At 37.1% G+C, this 15,176-nt stretch carries 9 protein-coding genes and 1 pseudogene; 8 read left to right on the top strand and 2 right to left on the bottom strand.

Annotated elements, in window-relative coordinates:
- Nucleotides 1-205: 205 nt before the first annotated feature.
- The gene (locus EGI26_RS21225; protein WP_255077264.1) at nucleotides 206-5,251 is read left to right on the top strand and encodes a gliding motility-associated C-terminal domain-containing protein; all 5,046 of its coding nucleotides are present in this window, start codon (nucleotides 206-208) and stop codon (nucleotides 5,249-5,251) included.
- Nucleotides 5,252-5,395: 144 nt separating this feature from the next.
- Nucleotides 5,396-7,906 carry an OmpA family protein gene (locus tag EGI26_RS06755; protein WP_255077262.1) on the top strand — a complete coding sequence of 837 codons (2,511 nt, stop codon included), beginning with the start codon at nucleotides 5,396-5,398 and terminating at the stop codon, nucleotides 7,904-7,906.
- On the opposite strand, the gene mutY is transcribed toward EGI26_RS06755, so the two are convergent.
- A complete protein-coding gene (gene mutY, locus EGI26_RS06750) occupies nucleotides 7,903-8,937 on the bottom strand; it encodes an A/G-specific adenine glycosylase (RefSeq protein ID WP_255077260.1) in 1,035 nt (344 codons plus the stop codon). The genes EGI26_RS06755 and mutY overlap by 4 nt on opposite strands.
- 181 nt (nucleotides 8,938-9,118) lie before the next feature.
- Here mutY and EGI26_RS06745 point away from each other — a divergent pair, with 181 nt between their 5' ends.
- The 3 genes from EGI26_RS06745 to EGI26_RS06735 all read left to right on the top strand — a co-directional run bounded on the left by EGI26_RS06745 (nucleotide 9,119) and on the right by EGI26_RS06735 (nucleotide 12,113).
- Entirely contained in the window at nucleotides 9,119-9,403 is a 285-nt protein-coding gene (locus tag EGI26_RS06745) for an HU family DNA-binding protein (RefSeq protein ID WP_255036903.1), read from the top strand.
- A gap of 7 nt (nucleotides 9,404-9,410) precedes the next feature.
- On the top strand, nucleotides 9,411-10,229 hold the full coding sequence (locus EGI26_RS06740; RefSeq protein ID WP_255077258.1) for a lipopolysaccharide assembly protein LapB: 819 nt from the start codon (nucleotides 9,411-9,413) through the stop codon (nucleotides 10,227-10,229).
- Nucleotides 10,230-10,556: 327 nt separating this feature from the next.
- A complete protein-coding gene (locus tag EGI26_RS06735; protein ID WP_255077256.1) occupies nucleotides 10,557-12,113 on the top strand; it encodes an Rne/Rng family ribonuclease in 1,557 nt (518 codons plus the stop codon).
- Nucleotides 12,114-12,190: 77 nt separating this feature from the next.
- Here the strand turns inward: EGI26_RS06735 and EGI26_RS06730 are convergent, their stop codons facing one another.
- Nucleotides 12,191-13,126 (bottom strand): CPBP family intramembrane glutamic endopeptidase, encoded by a 936-nt coding sequence (locus EGI26_RS06730; RefSeq protein ID WP_255077255.1) that lies wholly within the window; start codon nucleotides 13,124-13,126, stop codon nucleotides 12,191-12,193.
- Between the two features lie 110 nt (nucleotides 13,127-13,236).
- Here EGI26_RS06730 and dusB point away from each other — a divergent pair, with 110 nt between their 5' ends.
- The 3 genes and pseudogenes from dusB to EGI26_RS06715 form a co-directional block, all read left to right on the top strand.
- Nucleotides 13,237-14,265 (top strand): tRNA dihydrouridine synthase DusB, encoded by a 1,029-nt coding sequence (dusB, locus tag EGI26_RS06725; protein ID WP_255077254.1) that lies wholly within the window; start codon nucleotides 13,237-13,239, stop codon nucleotides 14,263-14,265.
- A 379-nt stretch (nucleotides 14,266-14,644) separates the two neighbouring features.
- Complete coding sequence (locus EGI26_RS06720; RefSeq protein ID WP_255077249.1) at nucleotides 14,645-14,926, top strand: hypothetical protein; 282 nt, start codon at nucleotides 14,645-14,647, stop codon at nucleotides 14,924-14,926.
- Nucleotides 14,923-15,176, top strand: a pseudogene (locus tag EGI26_RS06715) (IS4/IS5 family transposase); the annotation flags it as partial. The gene EGI26_RS06720 and the pseudogene EGI26_RS06715, both read left to right, overlap by 4 nt.

Below are 15,176 nucleotides of genomic sequence, written 5' to 3'. Positions count from 1 at the left end.
AACGAGTCCATCGCCAGTAACTCCAGTGATTTCTACCAACAAGACAATAGTTTGTGGTGCTGAGAAAGCAACACTGACAGCAACAGGTTGTTCAGACGGAACAATCACATGGTGAACATACACGGCAACATGTACGACCAGCTGTGGAACATCTGGAAATTCAAACACGATTACAATCGGAACGAGTCCATCGCCAGTAACTCCAGTGATTTCTACCAACAAGACAATAGTTTGTGGTGCTGAGAAAGCAACACTGACAGCAACAGGTTGTTCAGACGGAACAATCACATGGTCAGGTGGTTTAGGAACAGGAACGACGAAAGAAGTAGGAGCAGGAACATACACAGCGACATGTGTTAATTCTTGTGGAACTTCCTCGGCTTCGAATACTGTAACGATCAGCAACGGTCCAGCCCCAGTAGCCCCAGTAATTGCGGCAAGTAAGTCTGAAATTTGTGGCTCTGAAGAGATTACATTGACAGCAACGAATTGCACAGGAACAGTAAAATGGTCTAACAATGCAACTGGAGTTTCTATTAAAGTTACTCAAGCTGGAGATTATGCTGCTGTTTGCCAAAACTCATGTGGTGAAAGTCAAAATAGTAATATAGTCAAAATTACGACTGGTGGCGTACCAAACACACCGTTGATTACTACAGATAAAGTAACGGTTTGTGATACTGCTAAAGCAAGATTAGTAGCTGTGGGTTGTATATCAACTATTGAGTGGAGCAATGGTTCTACTGGAGCGGTTATATACGTTGGAGTAGGAACATATACCGCAAAATGTAAAAATTCTTGTGGAATTAGTTTGGCTTCAAATATTATAAAAATAGAAACAGGATTATTGCCTTCAGCTCCAACAATTTCAGCTAACAAAACGACAGTTTGCGGAACAGATAAAGCCACTTTAACGGCGGTTGGATGTACAGGAGGTACAATTACTTGGTCTGGTGGTGGAGTAGGCACTACCAAAGAGGTGGGAGCAGGAACTTACACAGCCACTTGCACAACAAGTTGCGGAGTTTCGGTTAATTCCAATACAATCACCATCGGGTCAGGTCAGGAATTATCAGCACCAATAATCGTGGCAAATAAAACTTCTATTTGTGGAACAGACAAAGCTGTTCTTTCAGCCTCAGGATGTATTGGTGGTACAATTACTTGGTCAGGTGGTTTAGGAGTGGGTACAAGTAAAGAAGTAGTTGCAGGAACATATACTGCTACTTGTACTAACAGCTGTGGAACTTCTGGTAATTCTAATTCCGTAACCATTACGACAGGTCAAATACCATCGGCACCGACAATTGTTGCAAGCAAAACATCGATATGTGGAACAGATAAGGCTACTTTAACAGCTTCTGGTTGCACAGGGGGAACAATTACTTGGTCAGGTGGATTGGGAGCCGGAACAAGTAAGGACGTAGTTGCAGGAACATATACTGCTACTTGTACTACAAGCTGTGGAACATCAGGTAATTCGAACTCAGTTTCTATTACAACTGGTCAAGCCCCAACTACTCCAATAATTGCTGCAAATAAAACGGCTATATGCATTACTGAAAAAGCCATTCTTACCGCAACTGGTTGCGAAGGAGGAACAATTACTTGGTCTAATGGAGGAGTAGGTAGCACAAAAGAAGTAACAGCAGGAACTTACACTGCTACTTGTACAACAAATTGTGGAACATCTGGTAATTCTAATTCTGTAACTATATCAGTTGGTTCAGTACCAACAGCACCAACAGTTGTGGCTAGCAAAAATGAAATATGCGGTAATGAAGAAGTTACATTGACAGCAAGTAACTGTACAGGCACTGTTAAATGGTCGAATGATAAAACTGGAATCTCTATAAAAGTTACTCAAGCTGGTGATTATGCAGCTGTTTGTCTAAATACTTGTGGAGAGAGCGGAAACAGTAACATTGTAAAAATTACAAATGGTGCGGTGCCAAATGCTCCTTTGATTACTACAGACAGAGTAAATGTTTGTGGAACTGAAAAAGCAAGATTAGTGGCAGTTGGATGTTCAAGCACAATTGAATGGAGTACTGGCGAAACGGGTGATATGATCCAAGTTGGAGCCGGAAGCTATACCGCCAAATGTAAAAATTCTTGCGGAACTAGCCTTGCTTCAAATATTATAAAAATTGAAACTGGTGGAAAACCTTCAGCACCATCAATTGTGGCAAACAAAACAAGCATTTGTGGAGCAGATTCTGCTAAACTAACGGCCAACGTTTGTAGCGGTACAATTAAATGGAGCAATGGAAGCGAAGGAACCATTATATATGTGAAAGCAGCAGGAACTTATACAGCAACTTGTACGAATACTTGCGGTATCAGCTTTGCCTCTGAGCCGGTTGTTATAAGTACTGGAGGAAGCCCTTCTGCACCAATAGTAACCGCATCTGCTACTAAAATATGTGCTGGAGATTCAGCTACATTAAGTGCAGATGGTTGTAATGGAACTCTTACATGGAGCACAGGAGCAACTACAAGTTCAATCAAGGTCAAGGCTGCAGGTACTTATACAGTTAAGTGTACAAATTCTTGTGGAGCAAGCCCTAACTCTCAGCCAGTAGTTATTGAAATCAAAACTACCGATTGTGGAACAGTTTGTAACCTGCCGGCTTTGGTAATCGCAGCTTCAAAAACGGTGGTTTGTGATCCAGAGGATATTACACTAAGTACTACCGGATGCGTGGGTGGCTCAGTTGTATGGTCTAATGGAAAAACTGGAAATTCTATTGTAGTAAAACCAGCAGTTACCACAACTTACACAGCCATTTGTAAGAAAGACAATTGCTTGAGTCCAGTTTCTAACACAATTGAAATAAAGGTTCAAAAAGCGACTAAGCCTATTGTTGCTTGTGCTACGGATATAATTTGTCTAGGAGAGTCAATAACACTTAGAGCTTATGAGTGCGATGGACAAATAAAATGGTCAAATGGTATGATAGGACATTCTGTAGATGTAAAACCAACTACGACAAGCAAATACACAGCCGTATGCGTGGTGGGTACTTGTGAAAGTGAAAAATCTGATACCCTATGTATCTATATTGGTTCGCCAAACAAACCTTTTGTAACATGCAAAACCTCAACAGTCTGCATAGGTGAAAATGCAATCATTACTGCACAAGGATGTACTGGAACAATAGTTTGGGCAAATGGGCAAACAGGATCTGTACTGACATATACACCAACTGCTGCAGGTACATATAGCTTTACTGCTAAATGTAAATCAATAGGCGGGACTTGTGAAAGTGAAACATCTAATGTGGTTTCTATTGTAGTAGGAGCGGCAGTTCCAAAACCTAATGCACTGGCTGAAATCAAGAATACTTGCCCATTTGAAACAGTTGATCTTAATAACGCCATCCTTGGAAGTCCAAGTAATGCCGATGCGAAATTTGAATTCCATGTTAGTAATTCACCTAATTCTACTTTAATTACTACTCCTGGAATGGTTACAGCTGGCAACTACTACTTGTTTGAAAGAAGCAAAGTTGGATGTTATAGCGATCCTGTTTTAGTAAAAGTTAAAATTGAAGACTGTGGAGACGGTGGAATAAACCCTGATTCTACTAAATTTGTAGATATCTCTATTAAGAAAACGGCGGATTCAATTTTGGTCCCTGTGAACAAGTTTGTAGATTACACAGTAGTAGTTAAAAACCTTAACACCACCGTGGCTACCAACCTTGTAGTTAGAGATATTATACCTGCAGGTTTGGTCATAGAATCTGTAAGCTCAAATGCTAAATTTGAAAATGGAGCAGTAATTGCAAAAATTGCTTCTCTCAGCAAAACAGATAGTGTGAAGTTTACATACCGTGCAAAAGTAACGGCAGCAGGAAAAATTGAGAACAAGGCAGAGTTGTTTGCAGTAGATCAAATAGATCAAGTGCTTTCAAACAACACAAGCATATTTACTATCAATGATGTAGCAACCACTGATTTGGTTGGTTTGAGTAAAAATTTAGGAACTATTACTAAAATAGGTAACAATAAATTTGAAGTGCCATTTACCTTTAATATTGCCAATATGGGTGCTACTAAGCTTACTAAAGTTAAGTTGGTGGATGACTTAGGCGTAACATTTGGAAATGGAGTTGAGATTTTGGATGATACGATTGTAGTCACTGCTGCAGCTGGGTTGAAAGCCAATCCTAACTTTACAGGAAGAGGAAGCAATACTTCACTACTGATAGATTCTTTAAGTAGTATAGAAGTTGGAAAAACACTTTCTGTAAGCTTTAAAGTGAAAGTAGACATTACAAATGCTTCCAAAACAGAGTTCTTCAATTCAGCTAAAGTGTTTGCCGGAGCTACTCAAGCTATAAGTGATATTTCAACAAGTGGTGTTAACCCTGACCCAGATGGCAACGGCAGTCCATTGGATAATGACGAGCCTACTAAGATAAGCTTTACTGTTGATTCTTCTAAAGTCGGTATAGCCACAGCCTTAAGTATAATAGATTCGTCATTTGTTGATGATTTTACCTATGAGGTTAAATATATGGCCCTTGTTAAGAACATAGGATTCAGTGAATTGAAAAACGTTTATTTAGTTGATTCTTTGAGTAAAACGTTCCCTGATTCTGTTCAATTTACCATTGAAGGTCAGCCAACAGTTTCCGCTTCAAGTAAATTGGTTGTAAACACTGCTTTCGATGGGGATTCAGATTATAGATTAACATTGCCGGATATTGCATCGAAGCTTGCGATTGGAAAGGTAGATTCAGTATTCTTTACAGTTCATATTAAGTATGGTAAAAATTATGGTCCTTATCTTAACAACGTTATTGGTTTTGGTACATCTACTACAGGAGCAATTGTCAAAGATAGCTCGAATGCAGGTACACAGATAGTTCCATTATCAAGCATGCCTACAGTGTTGAGAATACCAAAAGACAGTACTGTTGCTAATAATTTAGTGGATTTAATCGAAATACCTGGAGGCTTCTCTCCAAACAATGACGACATAAACGAAAGTTTAGAGTCTATAGTACCAGAAGGAGTAGAAGTTGAAATGTTTGAAATATACAATAGATGGGGTCATTTGGTTTGGAAGTACACTGGAGTTGAGACCATACTTGATGGTCATACCATCAAGTGGGATGCCACATCAAATACAGGTATGAGGTTTGGCCCGGAGGGTGTGCCAGATGGTACCTACTATTACTCAGTGAAAGTTAAAAATCAAGCAAAAGTCAGGAATGGATTTATAACAGTAGCTCGCTAATTTGCAGGAAAGAAACGAAAATGTCGCCATTTAATAAATGGTGGCATTTTTTCGTTTATGTCTAAAAGGCATGGTTTTTGTAGTTTTTTCGTTAATTAGTAATTCTAGTTATTGATATATATATATATGCATCTCAAAAACTTTTTGATATTTATTTTTTGCTTTTTTGTTTCTTGGGGCTTTTCACAAAGCACCACAAAGCAATTTAAAAAGGCAGAGAATAGTTCGAAAAGTCTTTCGTATGTCAATGCAATAGAACTTTACGATAACATTCTAAAAAAATCTAAGAATCTTACAGCAGAAGAAATTCAAAAAGCTAAGCTCAACTTAGCAGAAGCCTACTATTTTGTTAAGGATTATAAAAATGCTGAAAAGTATTATAGTGAGGTTTTATTGAATAATCCTACCCTTAAAGGAGATGAAATAAAAGCCTATCAAAGATTTGCTCAAGTGTTGAGTAGTAATGGAAAGCACCAAGAATCCTCAAAAATTTGGTTGAAATATACCGAACTCCAAGAGCAAGACAAGCGTGGAGTGGAATTTAGTAAACTTTATACAAACTTAGAACCTCTTACACGTAATGCCCAAAGTTATAGGATAGAATACGTAGGTATTAATACAGCAAGTCCAGACTTTAGCCCGACATTTTATAAAGATGGCTTGGTTTTTGTTTCAAGCCGCAATAAAAACAATTCTGTTAAAAGAGTGTTCAAATGGGACAATTCTTCTTTTTTAGATTTATATTATCTTGAAGACTTAAAAGTTATTTCGAAGGAAGAAAATACTACTGCCGCCATAGGTTCAGGTGGTCAAAACAACACATCTACAAAAAACAAAAACACCACTGAAAAACTCGGAAACGATTACTACACACCACCAACCTCCAACGACGCCAACACCATAGCTCATACAGGAAGCGAACTAATCAATGGCAGTAAGGGATACGAAGAAAATTCCATAATCGAGATAAAGAGTTTTAGCAAAAAGTTAAATAGTAAATACCACGAAGGGCCATGTACTTTTTATGATAACGCCAACAAAATAATTTTTACCAGAAACAATAGCTCTGATGCTGGAGGAATATTTAATTCGAAAAAAAGCGACATCAATAGACTCAAATTATACTCTGCTGAAAGAAAAGGCTCAGACTGGGGAAATATAAAAGAGTTAGATTTTAACGATGATAAATATTCTTGTGGGCATCCATCGGTTAATTCCAAAGATAATTTCTTGTATTTTGTGTCCGATATGCCAGGAGGTTATGGAGGTACAGATATATATATATCAAGATTTATCAATGGTGTTTGGGCGAAACCAGAAAATCTGGGAGGAAAAGTAAATACAGTGGGTAATGAAATGTTTCCGTTTATTGATGAAGGAGGCTCCTTATATTTCTCATCCGACGGTTTACCGGGTCTTGGCGATTTGGATATGTTCACTATTCAAACAGACCTTGTCACAGGAAAGCCCAAAGGGATTGTCAGAAACCTCGGAGCCCCATTAAACTCCAATAATGATGATTTTGGAATAATAACCGACGCTGACAGAACACTAGGGTACTTCAGCAGTAACAGAAAACGTGGCGGCTCAGATGATGATATTTACAAGTTCAATAGAGTAGGAACAAAATTTGGTTGCCGCGACCTGATAGTAAATGTTTTTGATAAAGATACTAAGCAGTCAATTGATAAAATGATTTTTGAATACGGAATATCCTCGATGAAAGGAAGTTTTGAAAATGCAACTACAAGCTCATCAGGAGGGGTGAAATTATGCTTAGAGGCTGACAAAGAGTTTGTTTTTAATTTTGCTAAGGAAGGCTATTTACCACAAACAAAAAATTACTCTAACGTTGATGCATCTGACTTTGAACCTGGTATCCTTGAAATTTTCTTAAAAAAAGAAATCGTAAAACCAGAAGAACTTACTAAAGTTGAAAATTCGAAAAAACGAGGAGAATTAATACAAAAACGTACAGTTGGTGGAAATTCCAATATTTTTAGAGGAGTTATTACTGGTGGCGAAGCTGGTGAGCCAATAGCAGCAGTTAAGGTTAAGTTCATAAATAAATGTACAGGAGAGGTGCAAGAAATGTACACCAGGAAAGATGGAAGTTATGAATTCAAAAGAGACCTAGAGTGTGATTATGAACTTCTTGCTTTAAAGGAAGACTTTGGTTCTAGTTCTGAGATTATTGAAAAATCGGTTAAGAAAACTCTTTTTGGTAAAAAAGTTAAGAAGCCTACTTTTTCTTTAAATCTTTTCGATACCAAGTTATACAAGGTTGGTGATGTTATAAAGTTAGAAAATATTTACTATGAGTCTGAATCATACAAAATAAGGGAGAACGCAAAGAGAGATTTGGATAAGTTAGTAAACACCCTAAAAAAATATCCCAATATGATAATTGAGGTATCATCACATACCGATACCCGTGGTAATGCCTTGATTAATCTAAAATTATCCGAAAGCCGGGCCAAAGAAGTGTTTAAGTATATTACTTCTCGAGGTATTGATAAATCCAGGGTAAAATCGGTCGGCAAAGGCGAGTCGGAGCCACTAAATGCTTGTAGCGATGGGGTTCAATGCACCGAGGCCGAACATCAACGCAACAGACGAACGGAGTTTAAGATCCTCAAAATCGAGAAAATTTAAGTTTTTTTGAGTTTTTTCATAAAGTCCACAATGATCTTGGGCTTTGCCAGTTCATCAATTTCACCCGAGCTGTACCAATTTCCTTCGGTCAATGCAGGGGCTGATTTGCATTTTATTTTTACAAATATAATCTGTTGCTTTTGATGTGTAAGTATATGATTAACCACTGGGTATTGATTTATCTCTTCGACTTCAATCTTTAATTTTTCGATATATTCCTGCACTTTTTCCTCATATTCAAGATTTTCAATTTCTACTAAGTAAAAGTCATACATATTGGCCCAAATCTCTTTCTCAGTTCTCTTTTTTAACCAATATTGCTCGTTATGCTCAAATACAAGATAGAGTAGGAATTTATTGCTCACTTTGGTTTTCTTTGCTTTGGTGGGAATTTTACCCATGCTTTTATTTTCGAAAGCCTTACATTCTATATTGACTGGGCAAACATCGCAAGATGGATTTTTGGGTGTACACACCATTGCCCCAAGCTCCATAACTGCCTGATTGTAATTTCCGGCCTCTGTATTTTTCATTAAATCTGTAGAAATCTCAAATATGTTTTTCTGAACTGTTGGGCTGTCTATTGGGTCAAATATTTCAAAAAAACGCGTAATCACACGGAAAGCATTACCGTCAATGGCAGGTACAGATTCGTTAAATGCAAAGGAAGCTATAGCAGCAGCTGTGTATTTGCCTACACCCTTAAGCTTTTGCAAGTCTTTAAAATTATCAGGAAACCTACCGGCGTACTCGCCAGCTATTGTTTGTGCTGTTTTGTGCAAGTTTCTACCTCTCGAATAATACCCCAATCCCTGCCAAAGCCTTAGTACATTGTCTTCGCTAGCCATTGCCAACGCTTCCACCGTCTTAAAGTTTTCCACAAACTTCTCATAATAAGGTAATCCCTGCTGAACTCTGGTCTGCTGCAAAATAATCTCTGAAAGCCAAATATTATATGGGTTATTGGTATTTCTCCAAGGCAAATCACGTTTATGACTTAAATACCAAGAGATAATTTTTTTTGCAAACATTTTGTTTATTGATTTTTTTTAAGTATGAAAATCGTCGCTTAACTGCTTAATAACTAATAAATTATAAAAAAAAAGATAAAACTTTTTGTGAGAATTCTCTCTAAACCTCTATCTTTGCAGTCCTAAATCTAAATTCATTTAACTAAATAATAATTTTTTTAACAAGTAAATTTAATAAATCGTGACGAAAGCAGAGGTTATTTCGATTATTTCGGACAAAACAGGAGTTGACAAAGCAGTTACTTCAATCACAGTAGAGGCGTTTTTTCAAACAGTTAAAGACAGCTTGGCAAGCGGCGAAGCTATCTATGTAAGAGGTTTTGGAAGTTTTGTAAACAAAAAAAGAGCAGAGAAAAAAGCACGTAATATTTCTCAAAAGACTACTGTAACAGTACCAGCTCATTTCATCCCAAGTTTTAAGCCTTCAAAAGAATTTGTTGAAGAGGTTAAAACAAATGTAAAATAATTTTGATTTGAACGGTTTGAACAAGAAAACGCATTTACTGATAATAGTATTGATAGGAATAGCGAGCTTCGCTTTTTTATTTACCAGACCCAAGTCTGTGGTGAAAGATGTTGCTCAAACCGTTCAAGAATCAAAACCTGACAGTGCCACTACCTCCAAAGAGGCCGCACACAAGCTGTCTGGGAACTCTGAGAAACTCTTGCAGTCTTTGCAAGCTAAGCTTTCATCAAGCACCTCCAAAAACGATGTACTGAAAGAAATAGCCAATCTTTATTCTATAGAATCTGTATTCGACAGTGCAGGATTTTATTTTGAGAAAATCGCTCAAAATCAGTCTTCAGTCGAAAACTGGACTCTTGCTGGTGATGCTTATTTCCAGGGTTTTAACCTTGCTCTTAGCCCAGCCAACATGGAGTTTTTGGTAGAAAAAACAAGATTTGCTTACAACAAAGTTTTGGCCTTGCAGCCAACAAACCTACACGCTAAAACCAATCTAGCGATGAGTTTTGTGGGATCAGACTCACCGATGAAAGCGATAACAATGCTGAGAGAAGTGTTGGATCAAGAGCCAAAATACATTCCAGCCATCATGAGTTTGGGGGGGCTTTCTATGCAATCAAATCAGTACGACAAAGCTGCGGCAAGATTTCAGAATGTTTTACAAATAGACCCAACAAATGTCAACGCCAAATTGGGTTTGGCCTATAGTTTGATAGAACTAGACAAGAAACCAGAGGCGAAAGCACTTTTAACTGATGTGCTATCCCAGGACATCGACGCTGTAATGAAAGATGAAATTACAAAAACTTTGAATAGTTTAAAGTAATCACTATCTTTGCGGTTCGAAAAAAAATCGAATAAGGAATTTTACAATATTATATAAATTTTTAAAGCTATGCCTTGCGGAAAGAAAAGAAAAAGACATAAAATGGCGACTCACAAAAGAAAGAAACGTCTTAGAAAAAACCGTCACAAGAAGAAGTAATTTTTCTTAGAAATACATTTAAGTAAGCAGATATTGTTTATTCTGCTTACTTTTTTGTTCTTTTACAACCTGTTGCTATTCGATTCGTAGCAATTTTTCATGTCAACTCAGCATGTTTTTGAATCTTAAAAGCAAATTATTTTTTAAACTTTTAATTCTTACTCAATTTTGAGCAACGAATTATATATTTCTGCCACACCCAAAGGTGATAGGATAGCCTTATGTCAAGACAAAAGGCTAATCGAATACCATTTTGATGAAACCGAGCATCAGTTTTCTGTCGGAGATATTTATTTTGGTACAGTAAAAAAGGTTGTTTCGGGTCTCAATGCCGCATTTATAGATATTGGTTATGAGAAAGATGCATTTTTGCACTATCATGATTTAAGTCCTAATATTCAGTCTCTCAATAAGTTTACTAAAGACGTTATAGCCAAAAGGCCAGTAAGTCTTAAACTTAAGAATTTTCAGTCTGAGCCGCAAATTGACAAGTTGGGCAAAATAGTAGATGTTTTGTCTAAGAATCAGCCTATTTTGGTTCAAGTAGTTAAAGAACCCATTTCCTCTAAAGGGCCAAGATTATCTTGTGATATTTCTATTGCTGGTCGATATATCGTATTGGTTCCGTTCAGTAATTCTATCAATATATCCAAAAAAATTACAAGCAAGCAAGAAAGACAAAGACTGCACAAGTTGATGTCGTCTGTGAAGCCTGAGAATTTTGGTGTAATCGTAAGAACTGTCGCCGAGAATATGGAGGTCATCGATCTTCAGCGAGATTTGGAAAACTGTTTAGAAAAATGGGAAAACGGACTGAAATTACTTAAAAATGCCAAGCCGAGAGATAGAATAGTTTCAGAAATGGACAGAGCCGCCTCTATTCTTAGAGACATGCTCAACGACGACTTCGATTCTATTGTAGTAGATACAAAGGAGACTTTTGACAGCATGCGTACTTTGCTGCAAAATATCGCTCCTCAAAAAGAGAAAATCCTCAAGTTGCACAGTGGCAAAACAAAAGTTTTCGAGCACTACGGTATTGAGAAACAGTTGAAATCCCTATTCGGCCGTTCGGTAAGTCTTCCTAGTGGAGGTTATTTGATTATTGAACACACCGAAGCGTTACACGTAATAGATGTAAACAGCGGCAACAAATCTACCTCTGAGGTGGATCAAGAAGCTACGGCATTGAGTGTGAATAAGGAAGCTGCAGTAGAAATCGCTCGCCAGTTGCGTCTTAGAGACATGGGGGGTATTGTGGTGGTGGATTTCATCGACATGAAAAAAGTTGAGAATAAGCGTGATGTACACGAAGCTCTCAAAGACGAAATGAAGACCGATAGGTCTAAATATACAGTACTGCCGATTTCAAAGTTTGGACTTTCACAAATTACACGTCAAAGGGTTCGTCCTGAGATGAACGTGGTTACGAGAGAAACTTGTCCAACTTGTAGCGGAACGGGTACGATTCAGGCAAGTATAGCCGTTACTGATCTCATAGAAAACAACTTAGAGTATTTGTTGACCAAACAAAACGAGAAGAAAATCAGTATAATTCTTCATCCGTTTATTTATGCTTATTATAAAGAAGGCCTGATTTCGAAACAGATGAAGTGGTTCTTGAAGTATAAAAAATGGATCAACCTTATCAAAGATTCTTCACTAGGGATGGTGGATTATCATTTCCTAGATTCAAATGGAGACGATATCGAACTAAATAATTAAGAATACTTTTATTATAAAAAAAGACTTTAATCCACCAGATTAAAGTCTTTTTGCTTTTAGAGGATGTCTCAAACTCCTTATGCTTTTTCTATTTCAGTATATTTTTTTTTGAACAAATACATTAAGCCTGCAAATAGCAATGCTGAGACAGCAACATAAGGCAAAGGGATGGTATCAAGCTTCTCTATTTCGGGAGCAATTTTCTTTTGATTCACCAGGTGCATAAGTACCACTGCTAGGCCATTATTGAATATGTGGGCGAAAATGGGTACCCAAATATTTCCAGACCAGTAATATAAGTAGCCAAACAATGCTCCAAGAAACATTCTTGGGAAAAATCCATAAAATTGCATGTGAATGCCACTAAATATGATAGCCGAAATCCAGATAGCCAAATGGTAGTTTTTTATTCCTAAAAGTAATTTTCTTTGTATTAAGCCTCTGAATATCAATTCTTCACCGATACCCGCAATAATTGCAATTACGATTAGGGCGACAAATAATTGTATTGGTGAATCAAACTTTGTAAGGAAATCTGTCAGCGTTTTTGCACTATCTTCCATGCTTTTCATGATCAATTCGAGCCATTCGAGACTTGCTGGCATCTGCATTTTTTCATTTAAACTCTGAACCCAACCACTAAATGGACTGAAAAACAACTGAATAAGTATGACAAAACCAAATATTTGAAGTGATGGTAATGCCTTAAAACTTAAGTCACTGAATTGCTTTTTTTCTACGGCATACCAAAACAATAAGCCTGGTACAATGAAAGTGAAAATAGAAGCAACGCCTTGCGAAAGCATCATTGCCCACCAGCCATTTTTGGAGCTCATCAACACTTCCATAATATTTCCAATGTTACTAAGCTCAATTCCTGACATCAAAATCATCAGTCCGCCTGCTACTATTTGTGCCAAAACTAGTGAAATGAGTAAAATGACAAACAAAATCAGGAGTGAAGTGCCAGGCTTGTTTTCTTTGGTTGTTTGTAAATATTGAAGAAAATCCATAGGAATAGTGCTATACTTTGTCGGTTTAAAATACAAATATGTGGCATTTATCTCTGAAAATCATAAATTTATATACAAACGGTCGTAATTTTGTTGCTCAATAGTTTAGAATGGTAAAAATAGGCAATATAGAATTAGGTGAATTTCCGCTTTTGTTGGCACCGATGGAAGATGTGAGTGATCCACCGTTTCGTCAGGTATGTAAAGAAAACGGTGCCGATATGATGTATACGGAGTTCGTTTCTTCAGAAGGGTTGATTAGGAATGCTCACAAAAGTGTGCAAAAATTGGATATTTTCGAATACGAGCGTCCTATTGGAATTCAACTTTTCGGTAGCGATGTGGATACTATGGCCGAGTGCACTAGAATTGCCACAGGAGCAAATCCTGATCTTATTGACATCAATTATGGTTGTCCAGTTAAGAAGGTAGCATGTAGAGGTGCAGGTGCGGCATTGTTGCAAGATATTCCATTGATGACCAAAATGACGGAGGAAGTAGTGAAAGCTACACATTTGCCTGTAACCGTTAAAACACGTTTGGGTTGGGATGAAAGTACAAAGAATATTGAAGAGGTGGCCGAAAGACTACAGGATGTGGGCATACAAGCATTGAGTATTCATGGTCGTACACGTGCACAGTTATACAAAGGCGAAGCCGATTGGACACTGATTGCTAAAGTAAAAAATAATCCAAGAATTAAAATTCCGATTTTTGGTAATGGAGATATTGATTCACCAGAAAAAGCTTTGGACTATAAAAACAGATTTGGCATTGATGGCATAATGATTGGCCGTGCTGCTATAGGTTATCCATGGATTTTTAATGAAATCAAGCATTTCTTGGCTACTGGAGAATATCTAGATGCTCCCAAAATGGAACAAAGAGTTGCAGCCGCAAGACAGCATTTAAACTTTTCTATACAATGGAAAGGTGATATTTTAGGAATGTTAGAAATGAGACGCCATTATTCTAACTATTTCAGAGGACTTCCGCACTTTAAAGAATACCGCATGAAACTGGTGCAAACTTTAGAAAAAGAAGAACTTTTCGAAACCCTAGATTTGATTTTGAAAGAATTTGACGGAATTGTTTTGGAATCTAAGGCCAAGGTTGTGGAGTATGGTGGGGCGGATTGAGATAGAAAAGTAGTTTTCATTTATTCTGGTTGAGTCATATACTTGATACAATAGGATTCGAAAGTTTCGATTCCTATTGTCCAATTCAATTTAAAGCTGCATAGATTTCAAACGATTTAGGATGCCCTAATTGCTTTAAATTGTTGTAAGGATTATTTGATGTTGGCTTTTAAGAATTTTTCTTACTAGAATAAACGAACCGTTTTATATTTCTGATCAATTTCATAGCTTTTGAGGATTGAATATATAACAAAAAAGAGAGCGAAAGCTAGTCATGGTCGGAAGATTAAATATCTTCCGGCCATTTTTTGTTATTAATGATTTGTCGTTGTCTTAGACTTATGAATTTGTATCTTTGGCTACGCTTTCTTAAAATCTAATGACAAATTTCAAGAACCACAAGGTATCAGTAAGCCAACTGATAGGGTTAATACCAGAGGCTTTATTAACCCACCTATCCTCTAATACGAATGTTGACTATTATACTAAAGTATTGCATGCCAAAAAGGTATTCTATCTACTACTTTATGGAATTCTAGACAATGAGAAATTAAGCCAACGCACTTTAGAAGATACTTTTAACGATTCTGGATTTAAAGTACTGTTTGACTTAGATGAAAGGGAAACCGTTGTCAGAAGCTCCATTTCGGAAAGGCTTTGAATGTTGACTATTATACTAAAGTATTGCATGCCAAAAAGGTATTCTATCTACTACTTTATGGAATTCTAGACAATGAGAAATTAAGCCAACGCACTTTAGAAGATACTTTTAACGATTCTGGATTTAAAGTACTGTTTGACTTAGATGAAAGGGAAACCGTTGTCAGAAGCTCCATTTCGGAAAGGCTTTCAAAGATTGACTATCATTACTTTAAGGAAGTCTATGAGTTCATCTACACTACTTTTTCAGA

It is taken from the genome of Lacihabitans sp. CCS-44 (genome assembly GCF_024343735.1).
In the GTDB taxonomy this organism is placed as follows: Bacteria; Bacteroidota; Bacteroidia; order Cytophagales; family Spirosomataceae; genus Leadbetterella.
This window is presented reverse-complemented; position numbering and strand designations above follow the sequence as displayed.

Bases quoted from the DNA above. Each gene is read 5' to 3' on its own strand.
- mutY (WP_255077260.1), bottom strand. From the start codon at position 8,937: ATGTTTGCAAAAAAAATTATCTCTTGGTATTTAAGTCATAAACGTGAT.
- EGI26_RS06730 (WP_255077255.1), bottom strand. From the start codon at position 13,126: ATGGATTTTCTTCAATATTTACAAACAACCAAAGAAAACAAGCCTGGC.
- dusB (WP_255077254.1), top strand. From the start codon at position 13,237: ATGGTAAAAATAGGCAATATAGAATTAGGTGAATTTCCGCTTTTGTTG.
- EGI26_RS06720 (WP_255077249.1), top strand. From the start codon at position 14,645: ATGACAAATTTCAAGAACCACAAGGTATCAGTAAGCCAACTGATAGGG.